The following is a 17,118-nucleotide window of genomic DNA, read 5'->3' as shown; positions in this document are numbered from 1 at the left end:
GTGCGGATTCACTTCTGCTCTTCCCAAAAGAAGACCCCAAAAGAGACCCCAAAAGAAAATATATGTGTCACTCGCACTATCAGTTACATTACCGCAACCTAAATCCCATAGTAATAAACTTTAGACCTCAACCCCGTCCAGCTTTACTATGAAGTTCACCTCAACTTTTGAAATATTGAGGTTAGTTTCAAGATCTGTTTCGTATTCTGCAAGTAAACTTTTAATGGCAGTTTCTAACGATTGTTTTAAATCAGTAACGGTTTCATCCATCAATATCGTTTTTTCAGCCTCAGTCAGGTTAGAAAGCGTCATTCTGTCCCACTCCAAAAAATGTTTAGATTAATCCCAGTTTTGTTTAGACCCTTTATAATTTCTGATTTGCTTTTTCGGTTTGCGTTTTCAGTTTTTATTTTTACTTTTCACTTTTAGTCTTCGTTTTTATTTTCGTTTTTAATCTTCGTATTTAATCTTCATTTCAATCTTCGTTTTTAGTTTCGTTTATCCAGTCAGAACCTGTGCTTTGTAAATTCATTCTGAAACGCAAACGTATCTTCCAGAAATGCAAACAAGTCCGTTCTGTAACTCAACCCCACCTACCAGTTCAGCATTCTCAAGCACCTGTTGCAAAAGCTGTACTATCATCTGGAGCTTACTCCCAATCCCCAGAAGCTCAATGCTACCCCCGATAAACCATAATCTATTGTTTAATGGTATTATGTTTTATCAATAGTATAACTGGTATAGTTGTATAAATACTTATTCTGTGTAAAATGGGCATCATTGGGCGTTATTTCTCAGAATATAGGAGATAACTTTAAATAAGAGAACAGTTTCAAAACTTATAATGTTATGAAAAATATAACTCAGTTGGCAGCTTTACTTTTTTAAAAAAATTTATATAAAGTACAGAAAAAAAATAGAATCTTTTAGTTTTTGATACTTTAGTTTTTGATACTTAATTCTTAACAATAAAAAGTAAGGTTTTTAATATTAATTTTTTTATTAAAACAAAGATAAATGGTTTTAAATAGTCTGAATTTTCGAAATTATTGCGGCAGAGATGCGACTCTCCAGCAATGAGCCTGATCAGGGGAGGTCGAAGCACCAGGTTGTATATCTTTCACCAGTTTAACCGCACCTGCTTACATAACCTGCCCGGGCAGAGCTGCCAGAAGAGCTTGAGAAGTCGGCTGTATTCAGTGTAGATGCAATTATTTTTCAGGGTTGAGAAAAGCATTGTTTTTACATTCAGGCTACAGGCAATTTAAAAACAGAGGACAAAAAGGAGGAATAATAGAAGGAGGAAAAATAGAAGTAAGAAAAATAGAAGTAAGAAAAATAGAAGTAAGAAAAATAGAAGGAAGAAAAATAGAAGTAAGAAAAATAGAAGGAAGAAAAATAGAAGGAGGAATAACAGAAACCTCCTTAAAACCTGATAAAAGGAATAATATTCGGGCTTAGAAGAACCTGAGTTCTTTTCTTTGCTTTTGTTTTGAGTTTACCTGTTAACTTTAATGAAACCCGGTATATTTTCATATTCCTGCTATCACTATTTTTCTGCGATATTTTTCTACAATACTGTTTTTTGTGGTATCTTTTTGCACCATTATTTTATGATATAATTTATTTTAACACATTCTTACTTGCCAAGGGTTTTCCACATTACAGCAATTTTTTCTATTTCAATATGCGTGTAACCCTCTTCTTTTATAGTCCATTTAAGGCTCAGGACTCCATCATTACATTCAGCAGCGATTCCCCGGTATGTTGTGTTTCCCCCGATGTCAATTTCTACTTCCTTGCCCAGATAATATTTCTCAATGAACTCCTGTTTCATACTTATCAACTCCTGGTTTATGCTTCGGATACAGAGAGACCCGTATGGTGTTTACCAAGTATAGTTAGTATCAGGATGCTATATTATATCTTAAAAAACTGAGATTCTGAACTCAGTTAAGGAAAGAGAATAAAAGAGGAGATTCCAGGGTTTACCCGGAGTTTTTTATAAAATATTCCTGAGCAAGTCCGGGAGAGCGGAACCCGAACATCTTTAAGGGTTAAAAATCACGGCTGGCAGGTGTTTCTGAACCGTCTGAACCGTTTGAATTGTCTGATCCGGGTCTGGATGACTCAGGCATCTCATTTTCCGGTGAATACCATTCCGATGAATTCTGTTCTGATGAATTTTGTTCCGATGAATTTTGCTCAGGTAAATTCTGTTCCGAACTGCTTAAACCTGTTCCGATCTCTCCCTGACCTGTCCCCGGTTCTCCTGCGGGCTTATCGAAAAACGGAATATTTAACCCGTCAAACCACTTTTCAAGGAAAGTCAGCAGGTGGTACTTCAGGAAAACTGCAAACGGTACACTCAGCATCATCAGTAATGCAAATGTAAACAGGATTTCTGCCAGGACAAAAAGAGCCAGAATTATCCAGATCAATGGTTCAGAAACGAAAGTGGAGAGGATATAATAGGCTATCCCATCAATAACAAGGGAAACAATAATCAGTACCAGAAACAGCACGATAAACAGGATCAATGCCAGGAAACCAACCCCGATTCCCAGAAGGAACCTTATAAGCCAGTAGACCAGAATTTCCTGCCAGTTTTTCCTGAAATTCCTGTAGACCATGTTGAAAGATGTGAGAATCCCGGTTTCCCTGTAAATGGAAACAGGGATTGCAAGGCTTAAAAAAGAGTTTATGACTGCCCCTACCAGGGCAAGAAGGATAATTACGCCAAAAATCCACAGTATCCCACCTACAAGAGCAGGTACTGAAAAATCAGGAGACTCTGTAACGAATATTGAGACAAAAGGCAGCAGAGAAAGAACAAAAATTATGAAAAAAAGGAGACCTATGGCCAGACGTATGAGAAGGAGATTAAAGCCTTTCCCCATAAACTTTTTAAAATAAGCCCGGAGCTTTACTTCATTTTTTACCAGAGATTCTACAAAAACAAACTCCATGACACTTGAAATATAAGAAAAGACGATAACGAAAAGAATTAAGAGAATTATTGCAGCAGCTATAATTATTAATGGGTCTATGGACTGAACATAGCCAAGGCCTGTCCAGGATATGTCATACGGGGACGCAGGCACATCACCGGGCACAATGGCAGGAACATCGCTCCCCCAATCTTCGGAGCCCATATTATAGTTAGTTCCCTGACCTCCATAACTGGACCCGAGACCTCCAACGAAAAAAACAATAATTGCAAGTTTTACCCATTTCCAGAAATCAAAAGGTTCTAAAAGAGCTTTTTTTGTCCGTGAAAAAGCTCTATCTATCGCATCTATTGCGTACCAGGTCATAATATCTAATTTTATTTTTCGAATAAGTAATTATCCGTAAAATGGAATTTTACGGTACGACATAATATGAGCATCAGACCGGACAGGCTCTTAACCTGATTGGCTGGTTAAGAAATTGCCGTATGAGATGAACTTCAGACCATGTTTGCTCTTAATCTGATTAGCTGGTTGAGAACTTACAGTCTTTTCACCATGGAAATATGCTCGATTCCGGATTCAGGAAAGGTATTACCATAAGCAACAAAGCCGAACTTCCCGTAAAACCCGCTTGCATGGGTCTGTGCATGGATATGCACCTCTTTTGCTCCCAGTTCAGCGGCTTTTTCCAGAAGCTTTTCCACAACGAGCTTTCCTGCCTGTTTTCCCCGGTGTTCTTTAAGGACTGAAATTCTTCCAATAATCCAGTATTTTTCAGATTTAAAAAGCCTCCCTGTGGCTACCGGACTGCCATCCGCATACACGACTGCATGATGAGACTTCAGGTCCGCTTCGTCAAATTCCTCTTCTTCCGGCACATTCTGTTCATTTATAAAAACGTTTCTTCGGATTTGGAAAGCATCCTCCAGGTTCCCTTTATGTTTTACATCTATCCATTTTACTTCCAGAGGATATTCGCTCTCTTTTCCCATTTTACGCCTCTTTTTTGATTCATTTTTTTCATTACCGGTAAAGACAAATTGAGGAAAACGTTCCCGGATAACCGACCCTCAAATTCACTGAAAAGCAGAATAAAGCAGAATTAAACATTACTTGTAAAATAAAACAGGTTAACGGGCCCGCCGCGATTCGAACACGAGTCAATGGGTGTCTTCGTAAGAATCTTACTTCGAAGCCCATTAGGATATCCTGGCTACCCCACGAGCCCGCGGTGCCGCTGTATTGATAGCAACTATCCATATTAAAGGTTTCTCTCAAAAATAAGAAAAAGGGAAAAAAGGAGGGCAAATTAAAAATTGCCTTGTTATGAAAATGTTTATGAAGCCATACAGATAAAATAAATATGTATAGTTGAGAGAAATTAAAGGATTTATGTCCAAATGAGTCGAAATAAATTCAAAAATTACTAAAAAGGATAATTATAAAATGCAGACATAACTTTTATATTACAAAAGTTCTTTTAATATATGCAGAAAATTTCCGATATCATACAGTCATATTCATTCAATTAAAGATCCTGCAAGTAGATTTTTCTGGACAAATTTATCAAAACAGATATCAAATCATTTTTGCCCACTAAAATGGTAATGTGTTAAGAATTATTTAAACAAATAATGAGGGCTTATCAGAATGGATAGAGTTTCAACAGGCATAGAGGAGCTTGATAGAAAATTGAGCGGAGGTTATCCCGGGAATAAAGCAACCCTGATAACAGGCGTAGCCGGGAGTGGAAAAACTATCTATGGAATCCATTTCCTTCACAGGAGCTGTGTTGAAGGAAGAAAATGCCTGATGATCGCAACTGAAGAAACTCCTGAAGATATTCTTTACCAGGCAGAATTGCTGGGGCATGACATTAAGCCTTACTATGAAAGCGGGCAGCTTGTCATAGAAAACATATTTGAGAGCCGCTCGGAAATCATAGGGCAGACAAGATACGGTTTTAAACCTGAAAGCCTTGATATCGAGCTCCCTAACCTTATAGAATTCATACGCGACGGAACAGAATGCCTTGTCATAGATAACCTGGGAACCTTTGCTCTGAGAGTTCCCAAAAAAAAGTTAAGGGACCAGTTTGACGGGCTGAACTACCTTGTGAGAAAAAAAAGCTGTACCACCCTCCTGATCATGGATGAATCAGCTCACAACCTGACCAACCAGCTAGCTGAATATTCGGTCTACGGTACTATTCGCCTTCTGGTAAAAGAGAACGCCTATCTGGGGAAAATGGAGCGCTACCTGTGCATATCCAAGATGCGCAGCACTCCTATATCCCCTGATATGTCGATATTTGAAATCACATCCGAAGGGATTAAAATTCATGAAACAAAAGGAGGAAGCCTTGTTGAATGAAAATAACAGGCCGAAAGTCCTCATAGTGGATGACATGAGGGAGAATGTCGAGCTGATGGAAGCCTATCTTGCGGTTGAACCTTACAAAGTTTTCTGTGCTTACGGGGGAAAAGAAGCTCTCAGGATAGTGGATAAAGAAAAACCCGATATCGTCCTTCTGGATGTTATGATGCCTGAAGTCAACGGCTACGAGGTCTGCAAAATCCTCAAGGAAAACCCCGAGACCCAGTTTATTCCGGTACTTATGCTTACCGCTCTTTCTGAACTTGAAGACCGCATAAAAGGGATTGAGGTAGGAGCAGATGACTTCCTCACAAAACCCATAAACAGGCTTGAGCTGAAAACCAGAGTGAAGTCTCTCCTCAGAGTCAAATACCTTCACGACAGGCTGGTTGCTGACAGGGACAGCCTTGAAGTAAAAAACAGAGTGCAGAGCATCCTCACTGCCGTAATTCCTACCCTGCTCCAGTCCGTATCCAATGAAGAGAAAAAGGTCATTATAAACCAGATGACAGGCATGGTCGAAAAGACACTTCTTGAGATGTACCACTTCGAAAACAGGGAAATGGATCTGGCTTACGCAGGGAATGTCTGTGCAGAAATAATGAACCAGCTTGGCGGGAGCTTTTATTCTACTATGGGAGAAAATGATAAGATCTGGATAGTAAAAGGAACCAGATGCCCATGGAAAGGGGAAGAAGCCCGCAAAAACCCTATCCTCTGCACACTGACCCGAAAAATATTTTCAAATATAACCCTGAAAGTAGATTCAGGCTGCAGGCTTGAAGCCCTGAAAACCATTGGAAACAGAAATGACTGCTGCGAATTCCTGATAAAAGCAGCATAATATGTTTTTATTTCCTTTCAGTAAAAATCTCCCTTTCATTCATAATCCCCGAGATTTACGGAGATTTCATGCCTGAAATAACCCTTATCCCCTGCGAAGTGATGTCAAAAAGGGAATATTTGACAGGCACAGGTGTGTTTCTCATTTTTTCAATATAGAGATACTGTTTTGTTTTCCCGGAAATGAAGTTTTCCTGTGTAATGAGTCTCATAAGCCCGAAAACCATATAGCCCGTAAGCCTCTGGGTAGTATTGTAAGAGTCCTCGTCCATGACAAAGAGACTTGTACATCCGTTTTTCAGGAGGATAATGCTTATTGAACTGAACTCATCTGCGAACTCCCTTATATCATGATTTATGGCCATTACTCCGATGTTGTCAATAACCACAACATCAACTTCCGTAGACATGGAACTTAAGTATTCGATTATGTCCGTGTCCACGGCACAGAGCCCCTTTCCGAATTTGGAAACGCTTTTAATCTTGTTTATTTTGTCTTCGAATATATTCCTGATATTGAGCTGCCCGCTTTCAATGAAAGGATCAAGGCCAATCCCGAGACTGTGTGCCTGAGTGAGTACGTCTTCAGTGAGTTCTCTTGTAAGAACAAGTATGCATTTTCTTCCGTCCTGGCAACTCCTGTGAAGAAAGTGAAGCCCGAGGATAGTTTTTCCAGAACCCGGAGGCCCGGTAACAAGAATGCTCTTTCCCCTGGGATATCCCCCGTCCATAAGTAAATCCAGTCCTTCCACTCCGGTAGGCAAGTTTTCCATACTATCACATCTTCAGTCTCGATATATTTTAAATTCAAATAGCCTGAATTAACGGATTTATCTAAAATAACAGGTAATTAAAATTGTTTTTTTAACATAATTGTCTTAACTACTTTATAGTGTTGTCGTTCAGTTTAAAACTTTGAAAAATGACCGGTGTAGTTTTGTTGAAGATATAAAGTCCTAAAGTCCTAAAGTCCTGTGAGTTTCTGCGAATCTATGAATTTTTTTCTTAAGTAAACCAGAAAATAATCATTAAGCATAAAAACCTGTGACAAGAAAAATAAGCAGTATCAGAAGCCAGTAAATATCGAATCGCCAGGAAAGCGGAATAAGGCAGAATAAAGCGGAATAACCAAAAGAGCCGGAAAAATAAGCTTAATTCCGGCTTTTCGATTATCGGATAATTAATTTGATTTCATATTTTGATGCTTTCTGGATGCTGTTACATTTTTGCGGTTTTCAGATCACTGTTCATATCAACTGCCCTACGAAAGGCCCGAATATCATGAAGAGGAATGATAACAGGATCAGCATCGAGAAACTTGCCGTAATTGAATTTGAGAGCCTTTCCGATACTGATTCGTTCTTCGTAAATTTGTACATAAGCGAATAGGTGTAGTCCCTGAATACATGTCCTCCGTCAAGCGGAACCGCAGGCAGGCAGTTGAACAGGCCCACGTAAAAGTTCAGCCATCCGATCCAGAGCAGGGAATTTGCTATCCAGAAAATCCCGACTCCAAGGGGCTCTGCCCATCCGACAGGGTGGTAAAACTGTGCAATCGTGCCTGAAAAACCGCGGAAGCCCTCACCTGCAAAACCATATATCGGAAGCCCGAAAAGGATGATCCAGCCTACAGGCTCGGAAAGCAGGGAAGGTATCTGTTTGAGCGCTTCAAGATAGAACTTTGCCTGGGGCATCCAGATGGACATTCCAAGCGCAGGACATTCCAGAACTCCTTCACCTCCATATGATACTCCAAGGAAGCCGATGTCACCGCCCGTAGGGTGGGGGGCCAGATGAACATTAAAGACAGCAGTGCCGTTTTCAGTGAGGTCGCCGGTATAATTTGTTGAGGGGAGCAGTTCCACTTCTATGGTCTGGTTTGGTTCTGTCCCTTCCATGAAGTCTACGAAACTTGCAATACTTCGCATTTGCGTGTCGTCAATCCGGATCATTGTCATTCCGGTTTCGATTCCTGCCTCTTCTGCAGGACTTCCTTCAACAATCCCTCCTACAGGCACTCCGTTGAGGCATTCTTCTGAAGATGAAGGGACTTTTAACTCGTAGACTGAAACGGTATCATCTTTTGAGGCATGTATTCGTAAAGTGTCTCCTGGTTCAACGGTTTCGAGGTAGGAAAGAAAATCCATTCCAGTAGTGATATTTGTATCATCTACCTGCGTAATCACCATGTCTTCCTGAAGCCCTGCAGTCTGGGCAGGAGAACTTTCGTTTATGCCCACTATCATGGCATCGCTCAGGGGAGCAATTGCTCCCAGCACAGGCCCGAAAAAGAGCAGCAGGGCTATAAAAGCAACGCAGAAATTGGCCATGACTCCTGCGGCAAGGATACGGGCTCTCTGGGTTCTTGTGGCAGTTACTTCAGGTTTATTCCCTGTTTCTTCACGTGCAGGGGAAGCTGCCTCTCCTTTTTGAATTTCTTTCAACTTTTTTTCTTCCCTTTCCCTCTCTTCCCAGGCTTCTATTTCTTCAATCGTGGCTGTCAAAGGAAGCTCATTTTTTACTTCTTCTTTTTTGCCGAATAGCTGCTCATCGTCAGGTTCCGCAAAACCTCCTATGGGGACGAGGGCGAACAGAATTCCCATAGATTTGACCCTGATGTTTTCAACCCTGCACAGGATTGCATGGGAAAATTCGTGCACCACAAGCGTGACAATGAGGGCAATTACACCCCAGGTAAAGGGAATAAACTCATTTACACCCGGAATCAGAAAGATATTCCTTGGGGAATTATATTTTCCAGGTTCGGGAACACTGTCGTTGAGGAACGAGGTATAAAGGGCAAGGTCTGAAATGACAATGACCAGGAACATAGCAGCCATGCCTGCAAACATCATCAGGATCCCGATATTTGCAAAAATTCTCCAGTAGCGTTTCGGGCGGGCAAGTATGTCCAGCAGCTTAAGACCTTTCGTTGTCCTTATCATAAGGATGGGGAGAGGCCCAAAAGTGCTTATGTTATACTTTTCCAGAATGCCTCTCCTATCCAGAATGGAGACAAGGAACCAGTACATTAAAAAAATACTCAGTGCAATGCTTGTGCCGCTCAAGGAAATTCTCCGAAATTATTAAGCTGAACCATTGTAGGCTCTCGTTTGTAATTTTTATTTTAATAAACTTATCTGGTGATCAGTCTTTACAGCTTTGGTATAACTTCCACTTAAACGTCAACAGATAAATGTTAATAGATAAATGTTAACAGATAGTGTTAATAGATGAAAGTTAACAGATAAATGTTAATAGATAAATGTTGACAGATAAATGCAGCAGATTTAATGACGATTGATTAGTTTTTAAGAATATAACAGTATATAGAATACATCTTTAATAAAGAGGTTAACGCCGCAAGTGAACTTCCAGCGCGATATGCAACTTCTATCGCGGTATGCAATCTCCAGCTGCATATTAAGCAGCAATTGTCCGGAGCCGGCATACATTCAAATAATTTAGATATTCAAATAATTAATCCTGTTACACCCCGTAGTCTATTCTGTTATAAATAGGTTTTAGTTTCTCTGCATATAGCACTGAACTCTGCGGGTAATAATACATCATAATTATATAAAAAGGTACATGGAATTGCAGGTTTATTCTTCCGTCAAGGTAACTTTTACATCAAGATTATTTTATGGCAGGCCAGTTTACGGCCGCATGTAAACAGTCACATATAATAAAGATCTCAGCATCGGGGGTTATATTTTATGTCCCGGAGGCAATAGATAATAATGAGCAATTAATGAATAATGCTCAGTTTATAAGACTCAGCATATGCTCAGCATATTTCTGATTATAACTACTTTGTATGAGGTGTCTGTTTCATGATCGGAATCGTATATATAACAGCCGGGAGCATGGATAATGCATCTGAAATTGCAAGAGAGCTGGTCGCAAGAAGGCTTGCAGCCTGCGTAAATATGTTTCCGATATATTCAATCTACAGGTGGAACGAAAAGGTGGAGGAGCAGAACGAAGTAGCCCTGTTCGCCAAGACCGACTCTTCCCGCCTGGAAGAGATCATTGAAACCGTGAGGTTCCTACACACCTATGACCTGCCTGCTATCGAATTTTGGGAGGTTAAAGGCGAGCAGAATTACCTCGACTGGGTGCATGTAAACAGCTCGTAAGGAAAAATAAACCCTCCGGACAGGAATAAACTTAAAGCCTGAAGCCGATATTTTGTAGCCGAAAGCTGAAATAAAAGTATCCGGAATTACCCGCTTTCGTAAAAATCAGCAGGATTGGTTCATTCACAGGATTAGCTTTATATGCTAGTTATAACTTTACCTATTTGGATTTCCGAAAAGCGCGGGAGTAACCAAGCGGTCAACGGTGGCAGACTCAAGATCTGTTCGTGCAGACGTTCAGGGGTTCGAATCCCTTCTCCCGCACCTGAAATTCTCAGATTTTTTGCTTTCTTTTAATCTTTCTATTTTCGTTTTATTTCTCAAATGGCTGTTACGTTGCTTCTGAGTTAAGCAAGAATCAGGCCACAGCGTCGGGTCTATGGGTTCATATAGAGAACGTTTACATACATAACGACTTCATCATAACAAAAAGTCAATTTGTGAGATTTGCCCGGCATATTTTGAATCAGTTTAATATTTTTGTCAGGCGGATTTTAATGAAATTATCAATGTACTGAATAATATCTCTGTAAATTGTGTTTAGTTCATCAAGTTTCTTTTTAGTGTCATCAAATCTCTCTTTTGTATCATCCTCAATCCTTCTGCCTGTATCCTCGAATTTCCTGGTTACTTTTCCAAGGCCGGTTGTTGCGTTATCAAGACTCTTGTCTGCAGTTTCCTCCCAGTTTTTGGTAGAGTTTTTCAATTTTTCACCCGTAGATGTGATATCCTTTCTGGAATCAACCACCAGATTGCTGGCGTTTGCGACAAGCTGCTGGGATATTTCTTTCACTTTTGAGCTATTGAAAGACCCGGAAAAACTTTTGCCTCCTGCCGAGGAACTGGTACCCGAAGAGCCGACCTCTGAATAGTTTGCTTCTGAGGCAGAAATCTCTATATGGACAGGGATTATAATTCCGGCTCCAACAATTTTTCCTGATACGGTACAGGGAATTTTTATGTTGCATTCAACATCTGTTTCTTCTGTTGCAGGAACATTGAGTTTGACTTTAACTTCCCTGTATTCCCCTGCTTTCAGATCAAAAGAAGTTGAGGAAAATGTAAACCAATCTTCACAGGCATCGCCTTCTACGAAAATCCCATATGTTGCGGTTTCGTTTCCTGTGTTTATCACATATAGCGATTGCTCTGCAGACGTTTCTGGAGCGAGCCTGAAACTCAGGTTTCCCGGGCTTGCTCCAACCCCTATACTTGAAGAGCCTGCAGCAGCCTGCACTGAAATAATAAGAGCGATAATGAGTAACACAATTTTAAGTCTCATCCGCAAACCTCAGTATTTTCAATATATATTTTACGAACAATTCAGAGACTATTCTTGCACGAGATTTTGTCCTGAAGCCTCAAATCAAAAACTCAGACTTTACAATTCATTTTAAAACATTTTCCTAACGACATTCTTATATTAAAGATATTTGATTTTGTTTTTTTCATAATAAAATTGAACATTATATTAATTATTATGCCTTTTGTGTTAATTAAGTACTATTAAAAATAGATATCTAAAAAAGATATTACTGAAAACGAGATATGACTGAAAGAGAACCAACAAAAAATAGATTTAACCAAAAAAATAGATTTAATCTAAAAAAGAGATCTGACTAAAAAGAGATTTAACTAAAAAGAGAACTTACAAAAAAGAGAACTTACAAAAAAGAGAACTTACAAAAAGAGAGTTATCTGACTAGAAAAAATATAACTTTGCAGATTTCAAAAACAGCAATCCGGGAAAGTTCTGGTTTCTGTAAACCGGTTGTAGCTTTTTCATTAGCTCCGATTTTTGTGTTAATTAATTCAGTACTCTGAAATAGATTCCAGGAGATCTCCTGCAAGTTTTATGATTCTTGGTTTCAGATCATCAATATTTTCAAAACAGGCTATCTGTTCTCCTGAAAAGATGTGCTGTTTAATCTCTTTCCCTAACTCATCATCTTTTCCCTGTTTTAAATGCAGAAGCAGGGAACCAGGAGAATATCTCACTTCCGTAGCAAGTTCGTCACAGTCACCGTCTGTAACTCCAAGGATAGGGATTCCAAATCTGGAGAAAATGTTTCCTGCAATCTCCGTGGTGTCATCTCCAATAGTAATAACAAAGCCTGCACCTTTCATCATATCTAATGAACGTTCAGCGCAGTGGTCTATAAGAATAACCTTAACCCCACCTTCTAAAAGTTTCTCCTGTGAAAAACCCTTTTTCAAAGAGGCAGTTTTCGCCATCCATTCATTTTTTCCTTCTATTGAATCATAAAAGTCGTCGGAGTTTTTTCGGGAAGTTGCGGTTTTCACCCAGGCTATAGAAAGATCTACAGGCACTCTTTCCTCATGCTTATGAAGGATCTCAATACCCTGCTCTTTTATAATTCCCCCTTCCATTGAAGTAAGAAAACCATTCTCCGAGATGAGAGCTACTTCAGAAGAAGTGGCTTTTCCGACCACGATCCCTTCAACCATTATGTTTGCCCCGGGAAAGGTCGATATTCTTCTCAGGACCCGGGTTCCATACTTGCTGACTTCTATAGTGTTGACAGGCGATGGAGGTTGGGAAATCTTCATGTTAAGCAGGCTGGATAGTTTTTCAGCATAGGGCAAAGCAACCCTGTTCCATGGAATGAGTTCACCATCAGGACGGCCTGGCCTTTCAATCTGAATAAGAGGCTTTTCTTCAGGATTTTTTAAATGCGAAACTACGATCCTTCCAAAAGTTCGGCCGGTATTCAGTTCCTTTCCGTGGTTAAGGAGACAGACCAGGTCCTTTGATCTGAAGAAATGCTCTATGCAGGTGCTTGGCTTCATCAACCTGCCAACTTCAACCAGATTTTCCATGCCGGCATCAATCGCCGCAATTTTTCCCATGGTTCCGCAGAGACAGGCATCTATACAATTATCTCCAGAGAGAAGCGTAAGAATATTTTCGACTGTCTTGGGAGAATCCATAAGCTGAAAGTTATGAATTACTATTCCAATCTGCATATGTTAAACACATGTATAGTCAAACTAATTATAGTCATCGAAATTGTTTTGTAATAAAAATTTACCAGTTTTTTCGAAATAATTTGTATTATTGCTTCCTTAATTAGTCATATTTTTCCTGACAGGTACTCTGAGACTTCTTCAGCTAATAGGCTTGCAGGCATGTGGTAATTCAGTCTAGCCACTCCTATTTACGAATAACATACAATATATTATTCACCCGTTTAACTTAATAAAATATAGGTAGAAATCAAAAAGGATATATATTCGTAATTTATGTTACTTAACTATAACTCCGTAGCACTGAATATTAGAATCCATAATTATTTTCTCGCATCTTTCTTACGTTTCTTTAATGTTGCATATAATAACCTCTCCCTTTCCCAGGCAGGAATGTAAAAATAAGGACTGGTGAACCGTTTGATAGAAGAATTCTCAATGGCAATACGGCAGTTACGCCTTAAAAAGCTCAGGACCCTGCTTATACTCCTTGGAATCGCAGTCGGTGTAGCAACGGTAGTATCTGTGGTCTCTTTCGGGGAAGGGCTTCGTATTAATGCTATTGAAGAGGTTCAAAAGTCCAGGGATCTTACTTTGATTGAAGTTTCCCCGGGTCTGAGAGAAAATGGACTCGTCCTTATTGGTGATGCGAAAGTTGAGGAAATAAAGAAATTAGGGAAACTAGCCTCTCCGTATGTAAAAGATGCTTATGTAAGTCCTTCAGGCACCTATTTCGAATTGTCCGGCATACAGGAGGACTACAGGACTGCAAATGAGCTTGAACTTGCCGGGGGGAGCTGGTTCGAAAGCGGACAAAACCAGGTCGTACTTGGAAGTGATTTATGGGAAAAACTGGAGAAAACGGATGGAATTACAATTGGAACCCCGTTAACATCAAGGCTACGGCTTTACGGAGAGGACGGAAAGCCTCGTGATAAGGAAGTAAGCTTTACTCCCGTGGGTTATTTAAAACCCATAGGTAACGACCTTGATTCTGGAGCCTTCATAAGTCTCGCGTCTGCAAAAGAACTCAACAAAAAAGAGTACTATGACGGAGTGCTCGTAAAGGTTGAGAGTTCTTCCCAGGTCGCCGAAACAAGAGAACAGATAGAAAAACTTGAGCTCTCTTCCTCAAATGCCCAGGACGAAATAAACGCTGTCAACCGGATAATGAAAGGGGTGACTCTGGTCCTTGCTTTTTTCTCAAGCATTTCCCTGATTGTCGGCGGGTTGATGGTGGTAAGCACAATGGTAGTCTCAGTCTACGAAAGAACCAGAGAAATAGGAATTTCAAAAGCACTCGGAGCTTCAGAGTCTGACATTTTGCGAATGTTTTTGGCCGAATGTCTGTTTATAGGAGCTCTGGGAGGTATTCTGGGAGATCTTTTTGGGGTTATTTTCTCAACTCTTATAGACAGAATCGGGAGGGCCCTGTTACTGTCAAAACTTGAAATAGGAAGTATAGAACACCTGACTGCTTTAAATTTCAGAATTCTTGCAGCCGGATTTCTGATATCCCTGTTTGTATCCGTTCTTTCAGGGCTCTATCCTGCATGGAGGGCATCAAAAATGGACCCTGTAAGAGCCTTAAAACAGCTCTAATAACAAAAGCTTTAGTAACAAATTTTCAGCGCCTCCAGGAGATGAATAACTTTGGAGAACAGAAACAAAATCTTAATAACAGGGCTTCTTGGAGCAGGTCTGGTACTCCTGTTTTCTTTATTTTCAGGAAATGGAGGCTGGTATGGGGATGGAACTCCCCCCTATACAATTGCAGAAGGAGCTGTCAGAGGAGAAGTATACGTTAGTGGGGGGCACGGGTATACCGGTGAAAACCCCTATCTAGAGTATTTCGAGCTGCCTTCCGGGGAAGTCAGGTATGCCAGGCTCTATGTTCCTGTCTGGAACTATGACAGCGGGGACAGTATCAAAGTAACGGTAAACGGCAAAGAACTTGCCTTAATGAAAGATCCTGATTACGTTTCAGCCTGGGGGACAGCCCTTTACTGTCTCAATGCCAGCAGTTCTCTTCATACTGGACTGAATGAAGTTTCGGTTTTTTCAGAAAATCCCGGGGGAGGGCCCTATGGGATCACTCTTGCCGCTGTTTGTGAAAACAGCTCTCTTTCTCCAGTAAGGTTCTGGATCAATGAAGGCAATTATGCGCTATCGTATACAAATAAGAAGGACAGAGTAACGACTGCCTTTGAAGATACATACCCCGGAAAAAATGCGACCCTTTATACAATGCTTGTGGCAGGCACTGAAGGAGAAAAAGACGAGCTTTACTTTGATTCTGCAAGCATCGGAAGTGACATAGGAAAGTCCGCTCAGGGCAAGTATTTTGACCTGTATTCGGGTTCTGTATCCTCTGAAAATTCAGAAAGTATCCTTCTCTTCGAAAGGGGGGAGGAGGGCTATATCCATCCCTGTATCGCAGTCCTCGTTTCGGAATCGGAAGCTAACAGCGAGTTTTTCAAACTCCACGAGCAAAAAACCGGAAAAAAAGCAAATATCCCTCTTCCGGTGATAATTATCTGTCTTCTTGCCTGCATTGCAATTGCCCTGAAGTTCAGAAGGAGATGAGATCAGGAAGTGAAAATTAATTTGAGATGAAAAAGAGGTAAAAATGAAACATCAATGGATTCTCTCAGCAATACTTGCACTTGTTCTTACAGCTTCCTTTACTCCAGGAGCCCTTGCATCAGAGGAAACTTCAGGTTCATATGTCTCTCCCCTTGAGTGTAGCCTGGAAATTCCACTTGACCGAAACCAGGCGTCCGATGTCCTTGTAGCTGGACACTCATGGGAAAGGGCAAGGTTAAACCTTGAGAATAAGGGAACTGAACCACTGTATAACGTAACTGTGTTTATTGAAGTTCCGGGAGATCTGGATATAGGGATGTCTCCTCAGCCATACAATATAACAGAAGACGGACAGAAAATCACGGCTAAAATCGGAGAACTGTCAACAGGGCAAAGTGCAAGCTTTTTTCTTGATGTAAAACCTCCTGCTTCAATCGAGTACAAAAAAAGGATTACTTTCAAGATTCTTGCGGTTTACTCGGGAGAGACGCAACAAAGTGAACACAGTATTACTATCATACCGCCACCCTCCTGGAGTACTTATATTACGATTCTGGTAAGTCTCCTGGTCTTTTTCGGTGTTCTGGCTGCATTAAAACGATTTGGAGTCCTTGACCTCTTTTCAACCATTGACCTGATCACAATAGCGCTTCTCGCTTCGGTTATTGCCGTAGTGTTCCGCTACCTTAGCAAACTGGTCAATCTTGGCTGGTTTGACGGGCTGGTTATTGCAATTCCCACTGTCGTCCTCATGATAGTCGCCCTGCAACTGGTCCGAAAGCCGGGAACAGCAACCCTGCTCTTTACCTGCGTCCTGCTCATCAGCATGGTTGTCTGGGGGTCTCACATCATGTGGTTGGGCTTTTACCTGGCAGAAGGTGTCGTTGTTGACCTCCTGGTCTTTATATTCAGGATGGATTATGCAGACAGGCGCCTGACTGCAGTTATCTACGGAATCTCAAGAGGTGGAGTCTCAACCCTCTTATTTTATCTTCTCTATGCCCCGGTTGAATGGAAAATATCTTACGCTCCCTGGTACATAGGGATTCAGCTGGCCCTGGCATGCGCAGGAGGGCTGGTAGGGGGACTTCTTGGCTATGATACCGCTGTAAAAATGAGCGGAGCAAGGCTTTAAAAGAAACGCCTTTATCTGCATCCCATTTTCCCCTTTAATATCTCCAAATTTTATCTCTTTTCTTTACTTTCTGCTGCCGTTTTTTGCGGTCATT

At 40.7% G+C, this 17,118-nt stretch carries 15 protein-coding genes and 2 tRNA genes; 8 read left to right on the top strand and 9 right to left on the bottom strand.

Translation table 11 applies throughout. The features are described 5' to 3' along the window. Positions 1-120 precede the first annotated feature (120 nt). On the bottom strand, positions 121-312 hold the full coding sequence (locus MSMAS_RS08930) for a hypothetical protein (protein ID WP_011034903.1): 192 nt from the start codon (positions 310-312) through the stop codon (positions 121-123). A 912-nt stretch (positions 313-1,224) separates the two neighbouring features. Here MSMAS_RS08930 and MSMAS_RS08925 point away from each other — a divergent pair. Continuing rightward, on the top strand, positions 1,225-1,461 hold the full coding sequence (locus MSMAS_RS08925; protein WP_155395362.1) for a hypothetical protein: 237 nt from the start codon (positions 1,225-1,227) through the stop codon (positions 1,459-1,461). 178 nt (positions 1,462-1,639) lie between these two features. Here MSMAS_RS08925 and MSMAS_RS08920 read toward each other — a convergent pair whose 3' ends face one another. The 4 genes from MSMAS_RS08920 to MSMAS_RS08905 form a co-directional block, all read right to left on the bottom strand. Next, complete coding sequence (locus MSMAS_RS08920) at positions 1,640-1,837, bottom strand: MM0924 family protein (RefSeq protein ID WP_011034904.1); 198 nt, start codon at positions 1,835-1,837, stop codon at positions 1,640-1,642. A gap of 220 nt (positions 1,838-2,057) precedes the next feature. Next, the gene (locus tag MSMAS_RS08915) at positions 2,058-3,317 is read right to left on the bottom strand and encodes a DUF7544 domain-containing protein (protein ID WP_048046455.1); all 1,260 of its coding nucleotides are present in this window, start codon (positions 3,315-3,317) and stop codon (positions 2,058-2,060) included. 176 nt (positions 3,318-3,493) lie between these two features. Beyond that, positions 3,494-3,946: a GNAT family N-acetyltransferase gene (locus tag MSMAS_RS08910; RefSeq protein WP_011034906.1), complete on the bottom strand. Its 453-nt coding sequence runs from the start codon at positions 3,944-3,946 to the stop codon at positions 3,494-3,496. A gap of 142 nt (positions 3,947-4,088) precedes the next feature. Beyond that, positions 4,089-4,182, bottom strand: a tRNA-Arg gene (locus MSMAS_RS08905). A 422-nt stretch (positions 4,183-4,604) separates the two neighbouring features. Between MSMAS_RS08905 and MSMAS_RS08900 the strand changes: the two genes are divergently transcribed. Both MSMAS_RS08900 and MSMAS_RS08895 read left to right on the top strand, forming a co-directional pair. Next, entirely contained in the window at positions 4,605-5,327 is a 723-nt protein-coding gene (locus MSMAS_RS08900; RefSeq protein WP_011034907.1) for an ATPase domain-containing protein, read from the top strand. Further along, positions 5,296-6,174, top strand: coding sequence for a response regulator (locus MSMAS_RS08895; RefSeq protein ID WP_011034908.1), 879 nt, complete (start codon positions 5,296-5,298; stop codon positions 6,172-6,174). Before MSMAS_RS08900 ends, MSMAS_RS08895 begins: the two co-directional genes overlap by 32 nt. A gap of 55 nt (positions 6,175-6,229) precedes the next feature. Here MSMAS_RS08895 and MSMAS_RS08890 read toward each other — a convergent pair whose 3' ends face one another. Together MSMAS_RS08890 and MSMAS_RS08885 are read right to left on the bottom strand one after the other, a co-directional pair. After that, the gene (locus MSMAS_RS08890) at positions 6,230-6,946 is read right to left on the bottom strand and encodes an RAD55 family ATPase (RefSeq protein WP_011034909.1); all 717 of its coding nucleotides are present in this window, start codon (positions 6,944-6,946) and stop codon (positions 6,230-6,232) included. A gap of 474 nt (positions 6,947-7,420) precedes the next feature. Beyond that, positions 7,421-9,241, bottom strand: coding sequence for a site-2 protease family protein (locus MSMAS_RS08885; protein WP_011034910.1), 1,821 nt, complete (start codon positions 9,239-9,241; stop codon positions 7,421-7,423). A 768-nt stretch (positions 9,242-10,009) separates the two neighbouring features. Here MSMAS_RS08885 and cutA point away from each other — a divergent pair. Together cutA and MSMAS_RS08875 are read left to right on the top strand one after the other, a co-directional pair. After that, positions 10,010-10,315, top strand: coding sequence for a divalent-cation tolerance protein CutA (cutA, locus tag MSMAS_RS08880; protein WP_011034911.1), 306 nt, complete (start codon positions 10,010-10,012; stop codon positions 10,313-10,315). Positions 10,316-10,496: 181 nt separating this feature from the next. After that, a tRNA-Leu gene (locus tag MSMAS_RS08875) sits at positions 10,497-10,579 on the top strand. 202 nt (positions 10,580-10,781) lie between these two features. On the opposite strand, the gene MSMAS_RS08870 is transcribed toward MSMAS_RS08875, so the two are convergent. Both MSMAS_RS08870 and MSMAS_RS08865 read right to left on the bottom strand, forming a co-directional pair. Continuing rightward, positions 10,782-11,597 (bottom strand): COG1470 family protein, encoded by an 816-nt coding sequence (locus tag MSMAS_RS08870; protein WP_048045956.1) that lies wholly within the window; start codon positions 11,595-11,597, stop codon positions 10,782-10,784. 530 nt (positions 11,598-12,127) lie between these two features. Continuing rightward, positions 12,128-13,303 carry a DUF2117 family protein gene (locus tag MSMAS_RS08865; RefSeq protein WP_011034913.1) on the bottom strand — a complete coding sequence of 392 codons (1,176 nt, stop codon included), beginning with the start codon at positions 13,301-13,303 and terminating at the stop codon, positions 12,128-12,130. A gap of 438 nt (positions 13,304-13,741) precedes the next feature. Here MSMAS_RS08865 and MSMAS_RS08860 point away from each other — a divergent pair, with 438 nt between their 5' ends. From MSMAS_RS08860 to MSMAS_RS08850, 3 genes are read left to right on the top strand one after another with little or no spacing between them, the layout of a single operon-like run. Next, positions 13,742-14,905 carry an ABC transporter permease gene (locus tag MSMAS_RS08860; protein ID WP_048046048.1) on the top strand — a complete coding sequence of 388 codons (1,164 nt, stop codon included), beginning with the start codon at positions 13,742-13,744 and terminating at the stop codon, positions 14,903-14,905. 51 nt (positions 14,906-14,956) lie between these two features. Further along, entirely contained in the window at positions 14,957-15,889 is a 933-nt protein-coding gene (locus tag MSMAS_RS08855; protein WP_015412985.1) for a DUF3344 domain-containing protein, read from the top strand. Positions 15,890-15,932: 43 nt separating this feature from the next. Then, positions 15,933-17,024 (top strand): COG1361 family protein, encoded by a 1,092-nt coding sequence (locus tag MSMAS_RS08850; protein WP_011034916.1) that lies wholly within the window; start codon positions 15,933-15,935, stop codon positions 17,022-17,024. Positions 17,025-17,118 lie beyond the last annotated feature (94 nt).

Source organism: Methanosarcina mazei S-6, assembly GCF_000970205.1.
GTDB classification, from domain to species: domain Archaea; phylum Halobacteriota; class Methanosarcinia; order Methanosarcinales; family Methanosarcinaceae; genus Methanosarcina; species Methanosarcina mazei.
Note: the sequence above shows the minus strand (reverse complement) of the source record. Positions and strands in the feature narration are given on the sequence as shown.